The sequence below is a fragment of the Hyphococcus aureus genome (assembly GCF_042643165.1).
GTDB classification, from domain to species: domain Bacteria; phylum Pseudomonadota; class Alphaproteobacteria; order Caulobacterales; family Parvularculaceae; genus Hyphococcus; species Hyphococcus aureus.
Genome location: NZ_JBHRSH010000001.1, coordinates 2,561,810 through 2,577,923 on the forward strand (window position 1 = coordinate 2,561,810; position 16,114 = coordinate 2,577,923).

Genomic DNA, 16,114 nt, shown 5'->3' on the forward strand with positions numbered 1-16,114 from the left:
TGGTCGCGCCTTGCACGGTCCGGCTCTCGGCGACATTGCCCCGGCGCGGCGAGTCCTCAACAGGTGTCGCCCGGGAATTTTCCTCGATTTGTTCCGGATCCCGCACCTGCGGCAGGGCGGTCGGCGTCAGGAAGAGGGCGCGTTCTGCGGCGCGGCGGCGGGTAAGGCCCAACACTTCGCGCAGCACTCCGCCGACGGTCGCCTTGTTCCACCATGTCAGAGCGTCAGCAGCGCCGACGCGGTCTCCCTTGTTGAGACGCTTTAAGGCTGTGGAGCCGCGAAAGGCGGCCGCGCCCACATTGTAGACAAAGCTGACCAACGCATCGAATTCGTTCTGGTTCAAAGGGACTTTTACAGCGCCCTCAACGGCTTGCTCGCGCGGCTTAAGATCGCGCCGTAAAAGCTCTTCGGCGTCGCGCTCGCTGATTTTCATCCCCGGCTGCACATCGGCGCCCGTATGGCCATAGCCTATGGTCCAGATGCCGGCGATGTCCTGATAGGCTTCAAGCTCAAGCCCCTCAAATCGCTTAATCAACTCAACGCCGTTTTCAGAAGTTCTCACGACTACACTCCCACCCCTCTAACGGCGCTACCTTAACCGTAAAAAGGGGCGAAAAGTAGAAGGGCCGAGGTAAATTCCTGGCTAATACGGCGTCTCCGGAAAATCCAGATATTTGTTATAATAATAATAACTTAGCGGCCGATTCGAGGCTTCGAAATCATCGAGAGCGGGAAACGCGTTCAATCACATAGCGGTGGGAAGCAGGATGGCGGCGGATTGTTCAGGCGATTTGACCGCAACCCGTGGCGCTTTCATCCTTATGATTTCCAGATGTCTCATCGAGAAGCGCCCTTTGATGCGCCGCCCGCGCTTCGAAGGTGACCGTGACAGCGCGCAGGCGCGCCAGCATCGCCTGGTCTACACTGGAAATGCTCGCACGATCCGCCGCCACTGCCCGGATAGACTGGGCATAAGCCGAGGCGAGGCGCGCCTTTTCTTCCTGAAGAGGCGCTGCGTCTTCGACGCGTTCTTCTTCAATCGCCTCATTTTCTTCCTCGAAAATGAGGTTGAGGGATTCGGTGATGTCGATGAGCGTGGCGATGCGATCTGCTGCGTCCGGGGCCGGGATCGTTTCGAGAGTGGTCATGCCGTTATTCCTTCAATTCCCGCAGTGCTTGAGGCCGCATGATCCGTGTCCTGAGCGTTAGCGTACGCGCCGGCATTTGGGGCCGAACGTGGCGCAAGGCGCGGCGTGAGGGCTTTCATGGCTCGCACTGTGTTTTCCTTGTTGCCGCAGGGCCTTTCAGGCTGCGGGTTGGTGTTTCCCGTCGGGGACGCGCCCTCTGGCTATACGAAACCCGGAAGAACAAAGGTTTGCGCATTTGAGTGAAATTGTTTGCATCTGCCCCGGGCGGCGCGCATGGTCCCGCGGGCGCTGCTGGCCGGTTCCGGAAAGCGGGCGCCCAAGAATGCTGCGGCGCAGCGAAATCAGTCCCCAATCCGCCCCAGAGCGGCTGAAACCGGGCAAGGCAACTGAAAATCAAGACTTGGAAAATATGAATTTTTTTCGACGGCGTCCTGGGCGGGCAAACCCTGCTTGAGCCCATGGGGCGGCGCCGTTATAGAGAGCCGCGACTCAGGGCCGGATCGGCTTTGGGGAGGGGGCGTGTTAGTTGGGAGAAGGCCATGTCTGCGTCCGAGATTGATGAGTATCGTCCGTCCGAAGACGAACCCTTCATGAACGATCGTCAAAAGGAGTATTTCAAGAAGAAGCTCCTTTCCTGGAAACAGGATATTCTGAAGGAAAGCAAAGGCACGCTGACCAATCTTCAGGAAGACGACAATCACTTGCCTGACATCGCAGACCGTGCGTCGAGCGAAACCGAAAAGGCGCTTGAGCTCAGGACCCGCGATCGCCAGCGCAAGCTGATCTCCAAGATCGATTCCGCGCTGCGCAGGATCGAAACCGGCGAATATGGCTACTGCGAAGAGACGGGTGAGCCCATCGGCGTTCGCCGCCTCGACGCCCGGCCTATCGCGACCCTCTCTCTTGAGGCGCAGGAGCGCCACGAGCGTGAGGAAAAGGTTTACCGCGACGACTGATCGATGGCCTTAACCGGTAATACTACGAGCAGGGTATGAGCGACGATTGCCGTATCCGGCCGGTAGCGCTAGCAGATATTCCTGAACTGCATGCCATCCGAAAGGCGGCTTTTGCGCCCGTCTTTGCATCCTTCCGAAAGCTGGCGGGCGAAAGAATTGCGTCCGTCGCTTTTGCCGAAGCCGAAGCGGAGCAAGCGAACCTTCTCGACCGCTATTGCGCGCCAGGCTCCGATCGCGAGGTCTATGTGATTGAGCGGCATGGAGAGGTTTGTGGCTTTTGCGCCCTCGCGCTCGACCCAAATACGCTGGTCGGGGAGATCGATCTGAATGCCGTTAACCCGAATTGTCAGGGCGAGGGGCTTGGCGAAAAGCTCTATGCTTTCGCGCTTCAGCGCATGAAAGAAGCAGGAATGAAAGTCGCCACGGTCGGAACAGGCGGTGACGAGGCTCATGCGCCTGCGCGGCGCGCCTATGAAAAGGCCGGCTTCACCGCCGCCATCCCGTCGCTTTATCTTTACAAAGCGATCTAAAATTAGGCTGAAAAAACATGTCTTTTCGTCTCTTGCGAAGCGGCGGGCGGACGCCTATATCTGTCGGCGCAATTTCTGTTTTGGGCCGCAGCCGAACCGCGGCCGATGCTAATACCGTCTGCTGAATTTCGACGTTTCCAAGACACGAGCTTGCATACACCGGACGGCGTCCTTCGGGGCGGCGGCCAATAGCCTGCGGGGGCATATGACTTCGCAGGCGCGCCTTATGTCGAAGGAGACTAGAAATGGCGACTGGTACTGTAAAATGGTTTAACGGCCAAAAAGGTTACGGCTTCATCCAGCCTGATGATGGCGGCAAGGACGTATTCGTCCATGCAACTGCTGTCGAACGCGCTGGCATGTCCGCTCTGGTCGAAGGCCAGAAGATCGAGTTTGAAATCGTGACCGATCGCGGCAAGTCCTCTGCGGGTAACCTGCAAAAAATCTAAACCGGTCTCCGGTTTGATAGGAAAACGGCGCCTCTTGGGGCGCCGTTTTTTTATGGGCTTTTAGTTGATCGAAGGGATCCGCAAGGTCTGTCCCGGGTAGATTTTATCGGGATCTGACAGCATGGGCGTGTTGGCCTCGAAGATCACCGGATATTTCATTGCGTCGCCATAATGTTCCTTGGCGATTTTCGAGAGTGTGTCGCCGCTTTTGACCGTGTAGAAAACCGTCTGTTCCGGCTCATCTTCGATGTCGATATGCGCCTCGACTTCGCCGACGCCAGGGGTGTTGCCGGCGGCGACGATGGCTTTCTCCGCCTCGGCGCGATTTTTCGCTTTGCCTTTGAGGACGATGCGGCCGTCGCCCGATTCCTCGACTTTAAGGTCTTTCACTTCGGTTTTGTGGCCCTGAATGCGGTCTTTGATGCCTTCCGCCATATTGGTGACGCCTTCGCGGAATTTTTCACCCGCTTCTTTTGCGAATTTGAACAGCATACGGAATACCTCCTTTGAGTGTTATTTTCGTCCGAATAGGCCGCCAAGCAGTTTCTTGCCGGCCTGTTCGAGTAAATCGTCCTTGAAATCGCCATCGCCGTCCTGATCGAGAAAGCCCATAAGGCCATCAAGGGCGGCGGGTGCTGATTTTTGCACACGCACGCTTTCCTCGGTGACGAGGCCCGCCAGCGCCGAGGCGTCGAGACCCTGTTCGCGTTTGGCGCGGCCGAGAGAAGCGAGAACAGCGGGTGCCGCCATGGCGAGAAGCTGTGCGACCTGGCCCTGATCGATCCCGGCGGTTTTCGCAAGCGCCCGAGTTGTCTGATCCTGTTTGCCGCCGAGAATATGGCTGAGAATCCGCTGGCCGTCAGCGAGGACATCGTCATTGGCGAGTGCGGATACATTGTTCAACAGGCTGCCGTCATGGCGCTCGAGCGCATTGGCGAGCGCTTGCGCGCCATCAGGCTGCGAGGCGTTCTTTTTCAGCCCCGCCATTAAAGCGGCCATGGCCATGGGCATCATCTGTTGTGCAAGGCCTTCTGAAAGGCCGGTTTTCTGCGCCGCCTGGCCAGCCATCTGGCCGACGACGACATCTGTCAGTTGATCCATCAATGACATGAATTTCTCCACCCTGAATGTGCGGTCCCACGATCGGAGCGGGAAGTGTAGGGTGCATATTCCCCCGTCGCAAACGGTTTAGGACAGCGCGCGCAGCCCGGCGTTATAACATTCGGAAAGGATCGCGTTGTGTAGTCGCGTCTTAAAAATCCTGCCGCAAAACGAGCGTCGTCGCGACAAGAGCGCCGCCGAGCATAAAGGCGGCTAGGAAGTATGGAGAAAGGCCCGCACTTGTCAGTTCCGGCGTAGCGGCGGCGCCAAGGGTGCGCGCTAGCGCTGAAACAACGCCGGTAAACTGCGAGGCGGCGAAAGCTGCGCCCAGTCCGCCGGCAAAGGCGACGACGCCGAGCCGCGCGCGCCGCTGTGCGCCAAGTTTGAACAATATGCGTTCTGCAAAACGGTCCCGCTCAAGCCGGTCTGTCAGGGCTTCGAAATCCGCTTTCAAAGCATTTTCGATTGGATCAGAGGACATAATGCTTTCCATTTGCTGGTTGCGAAGTGGCGGTTTTGCGTATGGGCGCGTCCGAAGAGGGGGGAAGTTCTTCTGACAGCGCCGCGCGCATTTTGTCTCTGGCGCGCGCGACATAGGTTTTAACCGAGCCCAGCGGCGCGCCGAGGGCCGACGCCGCTTCCGTATGAGAAAAGCCAGCGGCGTCGCATAATAGGATCGCCGCGCGCTCCATCTCGTCGAGCCCGGCCAGCGCTTGTTGAAGGTCGAGCGACATACTGGCCGTAAGGCCGCCAGCTTCCGGCGTTTGCCCCTGAAGACCCGCCGTTTCTTTTCTCAGGGCGTCTTCAAGTCTCGCGGCGGCTTTCGCCTTGCGTGCGTCCTGAAGGAATTCGCGATAGGCGATGGCGAAAAGCCAGGAGCGAAAAGAACCTCCGCCGTTGAACCCTGCAAGCCCGGCATGGGCTTTGATGAAGGTATCCTGCGCGATATCGTCAGCAAGAGCGGGGTCGCCGCAAAGCCGGATCAGAAAGCCTCGCAGCCGCGCCTGATGGCGCCGCACAAGCACGGCGAAGGCGCGCTCGTCCTGAGCGGCCTTCGCAAGCGTGACGAGTTCGATGTCAGCAGGCTCCATGGAGCGGCCTCCCGCCGCGAGCGCCTATACCGCCAATCCTAGACAGTCGCCTCTCTGGGCGCAAAGAAGTGGAACGCCACATAAGCAAGTCCGATCAGGCCCGGAAAGGACGCAACGCCGATCATGGGGCCGACGGCTTCTTCATCGGGAATGGAAAAGCCGAGCAGGATAAAGGCGGCGGCGACGGCGATCAGGATGATGCCTTTGCGCAGATCCGCATAGGGGCCGACATTATCGCGAATGATCGCCTCTACGAGCGCCGCGTCGACCGTGCCGGTTTTTTCGATGGCGACCTTGATCGCGTCGTAAACGACAGTCCGCTTTTTGTAGCTGAAATAAAACGCTGACACGACGATGACGGCGAGGGAGCCGAAAACCACGAAGGGGATGAGAACATCTTCGCCCATAACTCAAATTTCCTTTTCTTTGCTTTTGACGTGTTTGCCGGCTTTTTCGCCGGCTTGTACCCCCTTGGATGCGCCGGGGCCTCAATTTGGATGTGGGGGCCGGTGATTTTCCTTCAGAAAACGGCCGGTTGAGGCTTTTGAGCGTTGAATTGAGCCGTTTCCGGGGCATGGAGGCGGCCTGCCGCACTGCGCCAAAAACCGGTTGAAACACTCTGAGACTCCGCTATGAAGGCCCATGGAGCGACGCAATTCTTCAACAAAACCGCCTGCGAAGCGGCACAAACGCGCGAAAAAGACCAATATCGCGACGACGGCGCTTGGCGCAGAGCCTGAAAAACGCTCGCGCAAAAAAGACGCGCCCATGGCCGGAGAGGCCAAACCCCGCGAATTAAACATTCATGTGAAGACGGCCAAGCGGCGCGATTATGCGTCGACGCTCTGGCTCAAGCGGCAATTGAACGACCCTTATGTGCGAAAGGCCAAGGCCGAGGGCTGGCGGTCCCGCGCCGCCTATAAACTTCTTGAACTGGATGAGAAGTTTTCCTTGCTGAAACCGGGCGCGAACATCGTCGATCTTGGTTGCGCGCCGGGCGGCTGGCTGCAGGTGGCGGTGAAGGCGATCGGCGCCAAGGGCAAGGTGGTCGGGATCGACTATCTTCATGTGCCCGCCGTTCCGGGCGCCGATATTCTGGAAATGGATTTCCTCGATGAAGAAGCGCCGGTCAGGTTGAAAGAGATGCTGGGCGGTGAGGCGGATGTCGTGCTTTCTGATATGGCGGCGCCGACGACGGGCCATCGCTCGACGGACCATTTACGCATCGTTGCGCTGGCCGAGGCCGCGCTTGATTACGCCGAAGATGTGCTCGCGCCCGGCGGCGCGTTTGTGTGCAAGGTCTTCGCCGGCGGCGCCGAGGGCGATCTCCTGATCCGCCTCAAACAGAATTTTGAAAGCGTCAAGCACGCCAAACCGAAAGCCTCGCGTTCGCATTCGGCGGAGAAGTATGTTGTCGCCACCGGCTTCAGGGGACGGGAATGACGGTCATCACCGCAATTTATGATGCAAGCGAGCAAGTGACATGGCTTGGCTCCAACGGCCGCGCCACGATTGGCAGCTATGTTGGGCCCTCGGTCGATCATAAATGGTATGCGATTGATGGCTGGGCCATCGGCATTTCTGGAACTGGACCGAAACTCGAAGCCCTGGAAGCGCACCAGAAAGATTTTCCGAAACATGCAACGCGCCCGTTCGAAGTGCTGACCTTTATGAAAGACGCCTATGGCGCTTTTGACATCGGTGAGATGGAAGAGGGGCTGAAGCGCTATTGCGGCAATGGCCTTCTCATTCACAAAAGCGGCGCCATCTGGGATTTCGACAATTCATTCTGTTTGACGCCTGTGACTGAAGGCGGCTTCTGGGCGCGCGGCTCCGGCATGGATCTGGCCCTCGGCGCCGGGCTGGCGCTGAAAGAATTCATTCCTTCGCCAAAGGCGCTGACGAAACGCGTTCTGGAAATCGTTATTGCGAATGACGTCGACAGTCCCGGCGAAATTCTCGTGCAATCTTTTGACGCCAGGGGCGTCCTGTCCGATCCGATCGAGGTGTGAGGTTATTACTATGCAAATCCGTGAAGCGCTGACATTCGACGATGTGCTTTTGGAGCCGGGCCCGTCAGAGGTCATGCCGTCCGGCGTTGATGTGAAGGCGCGGCTGACGCGCACGATTACGCTCAACATTCCGGTGCTCTCTTCCGCCATGGACACGGTGACCGAGGCGGAGATGGCGATCGCCATGGCGCAAAATGGCGGCGTCGGCGTGCTTCACCGCAATCTTTCGGTTGAAGTGCAGGCGGAACATGTGCGCCGGGTCAAACGCTTTGAAAGCGGGATGGTGGTCAATCCCCTGACCCTGACCCCGGACGACAGCCTCGCGACGGCGCAGGCGTTGATGCTGGAAAAAAGCATTTCAGGATTTCCCGTGGTGGAGAACCGCGACGCAAACGGCGTCGGCAAGCTTGTGGGCGTGCTGACGAACCGCGACATGCGTTTTGCGCGCAATCTCGACCAGCCGGTGCGTGATCTGATGACGGCGGTGGACCTTGTGACGGTGAAACCCGGCGCCACACAGGACCAGGTGCGCGAGCTTTGCCATCAGCGCCGCATTGAACGTGTGGTGGTCGTGGATGAAGATTATCGCTGCGTCGGCCTGATCACCGTCAAGGACATGGAAAAGGCGCGGGCCTATCCGCTGGCCTGCAAGGACGCCGAAGGGCGCCTGCGTGTCGCGGCGGCGTCTTCCGTCGGTGACGCCGGTTACGAGCGCATCGAAGCCCTGATCGATGCAGGTTGCGACGTTATCGTCATCGACACGGCGCATGGTCATTCCTCGAAAGTCGTGGAACAGGTCGAGCGCGTCAAACGCGCCTCCAGTACGACACAGGTGATCGCCGGAAATGTCGCCACCTATGAGGCGACGAAGGCGTTGATCGACGCTGGCGCCGACGCGGTGAAAGTCGGCATCGGTCCCGGCTCCATCTGCACGACACGCATTGTGGCCGGCGTGGGCGTGCCGCAATTGACAGCGGTCATGGACGCCTCGCGCGCGGGCCGCGAAGCAGGCGTTCCCGTCATCGCCGATGGCGGTGTAAAATATTCCGGCGACATGGCGAAGGCGCTCGCGGCTGGCGCCGACTGCGTGATGATCGGCTCGCTGCTCGCGGGCACGGACGAAGCGCCGGGCGAGGTGTTCCTCTATCAGGGACGGTCCTATAAATCCTATCGCGGCATGGGCTCGATCACGGCGATGTCGCGCGGCTCCGCCGACCGCTATTTCCAGGCGGATGTGAAAGAACAGATGAAGCTCGTTCCCGAAGGAATCGAAGGCCGCGTGCCCTATAAAGGCCCCATCGGCCCGATTCTCCATCAGCTTGTGGGCGGGGTTCGCGCCTCCATGGGCTATGTGGGCGCGCCGAGCATCGTGGAGATGCAAAAGCGGGCGAAATTCGTGCGCATCACCAATGCCGGCCTGAAAGAAAGCCATGTCCACGATGTCGCCATCACCCGCGAGGCGCCGAACTATCCGACGCCGAACTAGGGTTCTCGCGGAAAAGGGTTTTGGCTTCCCGGGCAGTCTGTTCGAAAGGGACTGAATTGCGCTAGGCTCTCTTTGGGCTGGCTGGGAAGTCGCGCAGCGTCCGGCAAGGGGGCCCGTTCAAAACGTAAAAGACTTTAGGGAGTCATCCATGAAAAAAGCTTTCATTCTTGCGGGCGCCATGGCGCTCGTCGCCGGCGCTGCGCTTGCCGGCGATTCACAGTCGGCTTGTGAAGAGTTCGCAGCGACGAACGGCGTTTCAGCCGAGCCATGCGCTTGCATCGCTGACGCCGTATCGGGCGACGCAGACCTTCAGGCCGAGCAACTCGCGCTCGTCACCATGGAAGATTATGAGAATGCTTCCGCGGAACTGCACGCTGCGCTCGATCCCTGCATCGAGGGATAAACGAAGAAACAACACCGAACGCCGCGATTGATCCGTAAAAGGATGATTGCGGCGTTTTTCTTTTTTGAAAGGCTTGATAAATGCGATTCGGCGGCCGGATATCCGCGGCGATAGAAATTCTAAGCGATTTCGAGGCGCGGCGGGTGCCGTTGAAAACCGCAATCGCAGACTGGGGCCGGTCGAACCGTTATGCAGGCTCGAAAGATCGCGCCTTTATCTCCGGGCTCTGTCTTGATGCGCTGCGCCGGCGCGCGTCACTGGCCGCTACGATGGATGACGATGCGCCGCGCGCCGTCATTCTCGCGGCCTTGCGGTTCCTGTGGAAGACGAGCCTCGAAGATGTCGCAGCGGCTGTCACTGAGGAGCATGGTCCCGGCGCATTGACGGAAAAAGAACACGAAGCGCTTTCTGCGGAGAGGCTGGCGGAGGCGGGCGATACGCCCGAATGGTTGACGCCGCACCTCACGCGCGTCTTTGGGGAGAGAGCCGCGTCGGTTATGAAGGCGTTTTCGGAACGCGCCGATATCGATCTGCGCCTCAACACCTTAAAGACAACGCCGGAAAAAGCGGTTGCGGCGTTGAAAACGGTCAAAGCCGAAGCCTCGCCCTTACTGCAAACCGCTGCGCGCATCGCCGCGCCCGAGCCGAGCGAAAAAGCGCCGGGCGTGACGGTCATTCCCGCTTTCAACAAGGGCTGGGTCGAGGTGCAGGATCTGGGCAGCCAGTTGGCGGCGTCCGCGGCGGGAGAGATCAAGGGCGCGCAGGTGCTGGACTATTGCGCCGGCGGCGGCGGCAAGACGCTGGCGCTGGCGGCGATGATGGAGAACACCGGCCAGCTCTACGCCTATGACCGGGATGCGCGGCGCCTGAAACCGTTGTTCGACCGGGCCAAGCGCGCAGGCGTGAGAAATGTGCAAATCCGCTCACCGGCAGGCGGCGAGGGGCTCGACGATCTGGCGGCCAAGATGGATGTGGTCTTCGTCGATGCGCCCTGCACCGGGGCGGGCACATGGCGGCGTCACCCCGACACGAAATGGCGGCTCACGGAAAAACAATTGCAAACACGGCAGGGTGAACAGGATACCGTGTTGAAAGAGGCTTCGCGATTTGTAAAGCCTGGAGGCCGTATGGTCTGGGTCACCTGTTCATTTTTGATGGAAGAAAACGAAGACAGGCTTGCGGCGTTTCTGGAAACCCATGGCGATTTTTCGAGGGCGCCTGCGCTGTCTTTCATTGAGCAATCGGGATTGTCGACGGAGGAAGGCAAGACTGCGCTTTCAGCATGCGTTACACCCGACGGCGCCATTCGCCTCACGCCTGATAAAATCCGCGCTGACGGGTTTTTCGTGGCGGTGATGACAAGGCGAACATAGCTCGCATAAAAAAGGCCAGCCTTTTCGGGCTGGCCTTCTCCATTTAAGCGTTTGCTGCTTAGCTTTGGCGCTTGCGGCGTGCTGCGCCCAGACCGGCAAGGCCCATAAGGAAGAGGGGCAGTGCGGCCGGCAGCGGCACTTCGCTTGCTCCGAGCAGTGACAACCGTGAAAAATCAAGCGACCAGTTGTCGCCACTCCCATCATTGATCAGGGAGATCGTATTCACGCCATCATTTACGAGCGCTGCGGAAAACAGAAACGTAAGATTACGAACCTGTTGCGCCAAATAGGTGTCGGCGGCGGTAACCGTGTCGATTGTGCCGACCGATACTCCATTAACTTGCACATCGTAGGTGTTGCCAATATCCGCCATCGCCCATACCCGAAGGTCGAGAGAAGCCTCAGTCGCAGCGCCGGTATTGGAAATCGACTGCTCCCACGACTGACTATCGAAAACGTCTGGCCAGCGATCCGTGAGCGGGGTGCTGTCCGCGACCATTGCCGCATTAAAGTCGTTGAAATCTGAAAATGTGCCCGATCCGCGGACGCCATCATTACAGACCTGGTTGGTTCCGAAACAATCGACATCGCCATAAAGGCTGGTTGCGATGACGCCTGCTTGCGCACTTGATCCAATAGCGATCGCCCCGGCGACCAACGACACTACTAAACGCTTCACTTTGTACCCCTTGAAAAAACCAATGCCGCATGATGTAGCATACAGAGATGACTAAGCAAACGAGCACACCAATTGATAGAATTGCGGCCCCGTGTTTCACGCGGAAAGCGCGATTATTTTAGCAATACATGCCGTATTTCGTAGCCAAAATGGCCTGCCGTTTACGTTACCATGAAAAAGTGTTGAAGCATTTGCGCCCTGCGCCGAAATTCTTCTCAAGGCTTCCTGATGATCTTGCCGCCTTTCATGACGAAGCGAGCATCGGCCAGCGTAGCAATGTTCTGTGACGGGTCGCCGGCGAACGCCGCAAGATCAGCAACTAGGCCGGGTTTGATAGAGCCGGTTTCATTTTCTAGATGCAGGATTTTTGCGTTGCCGGAGGTTGCGGCTTTCAGGGCGTCGATTGGCGTGACGCCATAATCGACCAGTAATTCAATCTCCCACGCATTGTCGCCATGATGGAAGACGCCGACATCGGAGCCGTTGCACAGTGGTGTTCCGGCGCGAAGGATGCGCGTCATCTGCGCGTGCTTGTCCGCGATGCGTTGCGGCGCCGTTTCCGCTGCGCCGTTCCAGCCGCTATAGCGGGAGATGGCTTCGACCGCGCCGAGCGTCGGACAGATCGCAATCCCCTTGCGCGCCATCAGGCGATAAGTTTCAAGCGATCCGCCGTCGCCATGTTCGATGGTCTCGACGCCCGCCTCAACGGCGCGGCGCATGCCTTCGTCCGTTCCGGCGTGTGCGACCACCGGCGTTCCGGCCGCGGCGGCGCTGTCAACGATCGCTCTTAATTCGTCCACGGAGAATGTCGGCCGAGCGAGGCCGCCGGGCCCCCAGCGATAGTCGGCATAGACTTTCACCCAGTCGGCGCCGCCGCCGATCTGCGCCCGCGTTTCGGCGATGAGATTCTCAACGCCGCTGACTTCAATTGCCCCTTTCGGAACCGCGACGCCTTCATGAAAGCCGGAAGGGCCATAGGCGCCGGTCGCCACAATCGCCGGTCCCGCAACGATCAGCCGCGGCCCCGCGATCACGCCTTTTTCAAGCGCCTGTCTGATCCCAACATCGGCGAACCCTGCGCCTTCGGATCCGAGATCGCGCAAGGTCGTGAACCCGGCGTCAAGTGTCGCCTTCAAATGAGTGACGGCGCGGGCCGACCGCTCCGCGACGGATTCTTTCAGGACCTGATCGTTCCACGACGTTTCGTCATAGGGATGAAGCAGGACATGAGAGTGCGCGTCGATGAGGCCTGGCGTCAGCGTCATGCCGGAAAGGTCGATCACCTCCGCGCCGGTCTGATCCACTGTGGGGCCTGCGGCGCTGATGCGGCCGCCCTCGACCCGCACTTGCCAGCCCTCATGCATGGCGTCGCCGTCAAAGACGCGGTCCGGCGCCAGCACATAAATTTGCGCCCCGGCCTGAGCCGTCGCCAGCATCCAGAAAATCGCCGCCAGAAATCTCATAACGCTGTCCCTTGTTTCGCCGGTTCAGGGTCGGCGAGTGCGGCGCAGCGGTCAAGGCGGACGCTAGAAAGGCGCCGAAAATGCTTCAGGGGTGATGGGGGCGGGCGGTACTATAAGGCCATTTCAGAACCCGTGGATAAGTTTTCACGGGGTTCCGCGAGGCCCTATAGTCTGTGGGAATTTCACTGTTGCGCCCGCGAAAAGAGGCGTGACCCCGCGTCCAGACTCAGCTAAAGGCTCAACATGCAGCCCAATTCTCAAGCCCCCGCTTCTCACGCTCAGGTCCATGACCGGGCGCTCATTGTCGATTTCGGCAGCCAGGTGACCCAGCTCATCGCCCGCCGCCTCCGTGAGGCCGGGGTTTATTGCGAAATCCACCCCTTTAATCGCGTCGATAAGGCGTTTTTGGATGATTTCGCGCCAAAGGCGATCATCCTCTCCGGCGGGCCCGCCAGCGTCAAAACCGAGACCAGCCCGCGCGCGGATCAGTCGGTCTATGATTATGGCGCGCCGATCTTGGGGATCTGCTATGGCGAGCAGACGATCTGCGCCCAGCTTGGCGGAGACGTAGAAAGCTCCGATCATCGCGAATTCGGCCGGGCCATGATCGACGTGGTGAAGTCGAGCCAGCTTTTTGAAGGTGTGTGGGAGCCGGGCTCGCGCCATCAAGTCTGGATGAGCCATGGCGACCGCGTAAACGCGATCCCGGACGGTTTCGAGATCATCGCCAAATCCGAAGGCGCGCCTTTCGCCGCCATCGCCGATGAGGCCCGCAAGATTTATGCAGTGCAGTTTCATCCGGAGGTGGTGCACACGCCGGACGGGGCCAAGCTGCTCGCGAATTTCGTGCAAAAAATCGCCGGGCTTACAGGTGACTGGACCATGGCGGCGTTTCGCGAGGAAGCGATCGCCCAGATCAGGGCGCAGGTGGGCGACGCCCGTGTCATTTGTGGGCTGTCCGGCGGCGTCGATTCATCAGTCGCGGCGGTGCTGATCCACGAAGCCATCGGCGAGCAACTGACCTGCGTGTTCGTGGACACAGGGTTGATGCGGGCGGGCGAGGGCGAGGAGGTCGTGCGCCTCTTTCGCGACAGCTACAACATTCCGCTCATTCATGTTGAGGCGGAGGATTTGTTTCTCGGCAAGCTCGCCGGCGTCGACGACCCGGAAAAGAAGCGCAAGATCATCGGCGCGCTCTTCATTGATGTGTTCGACAAGGAAGCCGGCAAGATCGAGAATGCGGAATTTCTGGCGCAAGGAACACTCTATCCGGATGTGATCGAGAGCGTCTCCTTCGATGGCGGCCCGTCAGTGACAATTAAGTCGCATCACAATGTCGGAGGCCTGCCGGAGCGAATGAATCTGAAACTTGTCGAGCCTTTGCGCGAGCTTTTCAAAGACGAAGTGCGTGCGCTTGGCCGCGAACTTGGCCTGCCGGAGCATTTTGTTGGACGCCACCCGTTCCCCGGGCCAGGCCTTGCTATCCGCATTCCCGGCGAAGTAACGAAGGAAAAAGCGGACATATTACGCAAGGCCGATGCGATCTACCTCGACGAGATCAGGAAAGCCGGGCTTTACGATGCGATCTGGCAGGCTTTTGCGGTGCTGTTGCCGGTGCGCACTGTTGGCGTGATGGGCGATGAACGCACTTACGATCATGTGCTGGCGCTCCGCGCCGTCACCTCGACCGACGGCATGACGGCGGATTATTATCCGTTCCCCCATGAATTTCTTGGCGCCTGCGCGACGCGCATCATCAATGAAGTGCGCGGCGTCAATCGGGTCGTCTATGATGTGACGTCAAAACCACCCGGTACAATTGAGTGGGAGTAAGGGCTATTTACGCCCTGCCTTGAGCGCTTCAAGAATTTCTGCGCGATCGCTTTCACTCAAAGCGGCGAGAGTGGCTTGGCGCTGTTCTTCTGTCATATTCGCGAAAATGTCTCTGGCGCGCTGTTGGTTGCGTCTTAAGACGAAACTGCTGCCTGCATAGAATACCAGCCAGAAACCGAGGAGAACCGCTGAGCCGGCAAGGCCCCACATACTGAAAACAAAGACAGCCAGCGCAGCCATCAACACGATTGCACCTAACCAGGCGAGCTTGCGGAGAATAGGGTTGTTCATCGTTCTGGTTCCTGTGGTTCAATCAGGACATGACATAGCAGTGCTGGAATGACGACTAACAAATACGGTTAGGATAGGCAATTTCTCCGTAAGGGCGAATATGAACAGAAAAAGCTATAATCTTTTCTTTGCTATTTTGCCCGATCAGGAGCCGGCGGGTCGTCTTGAAATGCTTGCAAGACGTTTGTGCAGCGCCCACAAATTAACCGGCCATCCTTTTGAGGCCGACCGCTTTCATATTTCACTTCAAAATCTTGGTGAATATTCATGCGTGCCAAATGAAGTGGTTGACGCCGCCGGGCAGGCGGCGGCGAGCGTCAACGCAGAGACCTTCAAAGTCACGTTTGATCGGGCAGGGAGTTTTGATACAAAGTCAGGGCGCTTTCCGCTTGTATTGCTAGGTGACTATGGGCTCATCGCCTTGCGGGATTTTCATCGCCAGCTGGTCTCTGCATTGAAAAAGGAGGGTCTCGGCCGGTTTGTGGATTTTAATTACACGCCGCATATAACGCTACTTTATGCGGACCGGCTTATTGAGGACCATCCTGTTGAAGCCATAAGCTGGCAAGTGAAAGACTTCTTATTGATTTTAAGTCATATTGGAGAGTCACGATACGACTTTCTGGGGCAATGGTCCTTGCATGATAACGCTCAGTAAATTGGCGCTCACTCTTCTGACGGTTCGGCGTCTTTGTAGCTGTCGTCGAACATGTCCGGAAGTCCGCTATCGGCAACGACAACACGCTCTTGAAAATACCAGACGCCATTACGTTTTACGAGCGTGTCATATTCCCGGCCTTGTTCCTGGAGTTTGGGTGCGCCTTTAAGATCTTCATTCATGACGCCGGTCCAGATCATGCTCGCCGTTGCTGTGTCGCCGTTGACGTCTATCTGCAGATTTGTCAGCAGCATGCGAAATCTGCCGCGGCTCATATTGTCAGAAATGTCATCAAAGCTCGCATAGAGCGCTTCGATGGCGTCGCGGCCTTCATATTTCAGACCGTTCAGGAGGAATACGCTGTCATCCAGAAAATACTCGCCGAAATTATGATCGCCAGACCCGAGTTCGGCGTAGTAGCCGATAATTATGTCTTGGATCTGCATGCGGTCAAGCAAGCTTTCTTTCGTCGCTGTTGGCGGCCTGGCGGAAGCAGCAGACATGATTGCTGCGAAAGAAATCAGGACTGTGAATAATGCTCCAGTTCCATGGTGGATGATCCTTTGTTTCGAGTTTTTCATTTCTTTTTGTCCTCCCATATTGACGCCCTGACCTTATGCCTTCGCCGCCAGCTTTTCCTC

Annotated in this window: 20 protein-coding genes and 1 pseudogene; 10 read left to right on the forward strand and 11 right to left on the reverse strand. The window is 58.4% G+C overall.

Annotated features, from left to right (window positions below):
* Positions 1-124: 124 nt before the first annotated feature.
* Both ACFOOP_RS12455 and ACFOOP_RS12460 read right to left on the reverse strand, forming a co-directional pair.
* Positions 125-562 (reverse strand): annotated as a pseudogene (locus tag ACFOOP_RS12455) (lysozyme); the annotation flags it as partial.
* A gap of 220 nt (positions 563-782) precedes the next feature.
* Entirely contained in the window at positions 783-1,148 is a 366-nt protein-coding gene (locus tag ACFOOP_RS12460; RefSeq protein WP_379881282.1) for a hypothetical protein, read from the reverse strand.
* Between the two features lie 539 nt (positions 1,149-1,687).
* On the opposite strand from ACFOOP_RS12460, the gene dksA reads away from it, so the two are divergent.
* The 3 genes from dksA to ACFOOP_RS12475 all read left to right on the forward strand — a co-directional run bounded on the left by dksA (position 1,688) and on the right by ACFOOP_RS12475 (position 3,083).
* Complete coding sequence (gene dksA / locus ACFOOP_RS12465) at positions 1,688-2,104, forward strand: RNA polymerase-binding protein DksA (protein WP_379881283.1); 417 nt, start codon at positions 1,688-1,690, stop codon at positions 2,102-2,104.
* A 35-nt stretch (positions 2,105-2,139) separates the two neighbouring features.
* Positions 2,140-2,634 carry a GNAT family N-acetyltransferase gene (locus ACFOOP_RS12470; protein WP_379881284.1) on the forward strand — a complete coding sequence of 165 codons (495 nt, stop codon included), beginning with the start codon at positions 2,140-2,142 and terminating at the stop codon, positions 2,632-2,634.
* A 245-nt stretch (positions 2,635-2,879) separates the two neighbouring features.
* Positions 2,880-3,083, forward strand: a complete 204-nt coding sequence (locus ACFOOP_RS12475; RefSeq protein WP_375203919.1) for a cold-shock protein — start codon at positions 2,880-2,882, stop codon at positions 3,081-3,083.
* 60 nt (positions 3,084-3,143) lie between these two features.
* Here the strand turns inward: ACFOOP_RS12475 and lysM are convergent, their stop codons facing one another.
* The 5 genes from lysM to ACFOOP_RS12500 form a co-directional block, all read right to left on the reverse strand.
* A complete protein-coding gene (lysM, locus tag ACFOOP_RS12480; RefSeq protein WP_379881285.1) occupies positions 3,144-3,575 on the reverse strand; it encodes a peptidoglycan-binding protein LysM in 432 nt (143 codons plus the stop codon).
* 21 nt (positions 3,576-3,596) lie between these two features.
* On the reverse strand, positions 3,597-4,193 hold the full coding sequence (locus tag ACFOOP_RS12485) for a DUF937 domain-containing protein (protein WP_379881286.1): 597 nt from the start codon (positions 4,191-4,193) through the stop codon (positions 3,597-3,599).
* Between the two features lie 142 nt (positions 4,194-4,335).
* Positions 4,336-4,665 carry a hypothetical protein gene (locus tag ACFOOP_RS12490; protein ID WP_379881287.1) on the reverse strand — a complete coding sequence of 110 codons (330 nt, stop codon included), beginning with the start codon at positions 4,663-4,665 and terminating at the stop codon, positions 4,336-4,338.
* Positions 4,655-5,275, reverse strand: a complete 621-nt coding sequence (locus ACFOOP_RS12495) for an RNA polymerase sigma factor (RefSeq protein ID WP_379881288.1) — start codon at positions 5,273-5,275, stop codon at positions 4,655-4,657. The genes ACFOOP_RS12490 and ACFOOP_RS12495 overlap by 11 nt, the downstream gene beginning before the upstream one ends.
* 38 nt (positions 5,276-5,313) lie before the next feature.
* Positions 5,314-5,682, reverse strand: a complete 369-nt coding sequence (locus ACFOOP_RS12500) for a DUF6249 domain-containing protein (RefSeq protein ID WP_379881289.1) — start codon at positions 5,680-5,682, stop codon at positions 5,314-5,316.
* 361 nt (positions 5,683-6,043) lie between these two features.
* Here ACFOOP_RS12500 and ACFOOP_RS12505 point away from each other — a divergent pair, with 361 nt between their 5' ends.
* The 5 genes from ACFOOP_RS12505 (at position 6,044) to ACFOOP_RS12525 (ending at position 10,549) form a co-directional block, all read left to right on the forward strand.
* Positions 6,044-6,718, forward strand: coding sequence for an RlmE family RNA methyltransferase (locus ACFOOP_RS12505; RefSeq protein ID WP_379881561.1), 675 nt, complete (start codon positions 6,044-6,046; stop codon positions 6,716-6,718).
* Positions 6,715-7,287, forward strand: coding sequence for a hypothetical protein (locus ACFOOP_RS12510; protein WP_379881290.1), 573 nt, complete (start codon positions 6,715-6,717; stop codon positions 7,285-7,287). Before ACFOOP_RS12505 ends, ACFOOP_RS12510 begins: the two co-directional genes overlap by 4 nt.
* 10 nt (positions 7,288-7,297) lie before the next feature.
* Positions 7,298-8,773 carry an IMP dehydrogenase gene (guaB, locus tag ACFOOP_RS12515; RefSeq protein ID WP_379881291.1) on the forward strand — a complete coding sequence of 492 codons (1,476 nt, stop codon included), beginning with the start codon at positions 7,298-7,300 and terminating at the stop codon, positions 8,771-8,773.
* Between the two features lie 148 nt (positions 8,774-8,921).
* Positions 8,922-9,176: a hypothetical protein gene (locus ACFOOP_RS12520; protein ID WP_379881292.1), complete on the forward strand. Its 255-nt coding sequence runs from the start codon at positions 8,922-8,924 to the stop codon at positions 9,174-9,176.
* 80 nt (positions 9,177-9,256) lie between these two features.
* The gene (locus ACFOOP_RS12525) at positions 9,257-10,549 is read left to right on the forward strand and encodes an RsmB/NOP family class I SAM-dependent RNA methyltransferase (RefSeq protein ID WP_379881293.1); all 1,293 of its coding nucleotides are present in this window, start codon (positions 9,257-9,259) and stop codon (positions 10,547-10,549) included.
* A 58-nt stretch (positions 10,550-10,607) separates the two neighbouring features.
* Here the strand turns inward: ACFOOP_RS12525 and ACFOOP_RS12530 are convergent, their stop codons facing one another.
* Both ACFOOP_RS12530 and ACFOOP_RS12535 read right to left on the reverse strand, forming a co-directional pair.
* Positions 10,608-11,228 carry a VPLPA-CTERM sorting domain-containing protein gene (locus ACFOOP_RS12530; protein ID WP_379881294.1) on the reverse strand — a complete coding sequence of 207 codons (621 nt, stop codon included), beginning with the start codon at positions 11,226-11,228 and terminating at the stop codon, positions 10,608-10,610.
* Positions 11,229-11,443: 215 nt separating this feature from the next.
* A complete protein-coding gene (locus ACFOOP_RS12535; RefSeq protein ID WP_379881295.1) occupies positions 11,444-12,691 on the reverse strand; it encodes a metal-dependent hydrolase family protein in 1,248 nt (415 codons plus the stop codon).
* Between the two features lie 243 nt (positions 12,692-12,934).
* On the opposite strand from ACFOOP_RS12535, the gene guaA reads away from it, so the two are divergent.
* Positions 12,935-14,524, forward strand: coding sequence for a glutamine-hydrolyzing GMP synthase (gene guaA / locus ACFOOP_RS12540; protein WP_379881296.1), 1,590 nt, complete (start codon positions 12,935-12,937; stop codon positions 14,522-14,524).
* A gap of 3 nt (positions 14,525-14,527) precedes the next feature.
* On the opposite strand, the gene ACFOOP_RS12545 is transcribed toward guaA, so the two are convergent.
* Positions 14,528-14,815, reverse strand: coding sequence for a magnesium and cobalt transport protein CorA (locus ACFOOP_RS12545; RefSeq protein ID WP_379881297.1), 288 nt, complete (start codon positions 14,813-14,815; stop codon positions 14,528-14,530).
* 100 nt (positions 14,816-14,915) lie between these two features.
* Between ACFOOP_RS12545 and ACFOOP_RS12550 the strand changes: the two genes are divergently transcribed.
* The gene (locus ACFOOP_RS12550) at positions 14,916-15,473 is read left to right on the forward strand and encodes a 2'-5' RNA ligase family protein (protein WP_379881298.1); all 558 of its coding nucleotides are present in this window, start codon (positions 14,916-14,918) and stop codon (positions 15,471-15,473) included.
* An 8-nt stretch (positions 15,474-15,481) separates the two neighbouring features.
* Here the strand turns inward: ACFOOP_RS12550 and ACFOOP_RS12555 are convergent, their stop codons facing one another.
* Complete coding sequence (locus ACFOOP_RS12555; RefSeq protein WP_379881299.1) at positions 15,482-16,072, reverse strand: nuclear transport factor 2 family protein; 591 nt, start codon at positions 16,070-16,072, stop codon at positions 15,482-15,484.
* Positions 16,073-16,114 lie beyond the last annotated feature (42 nt).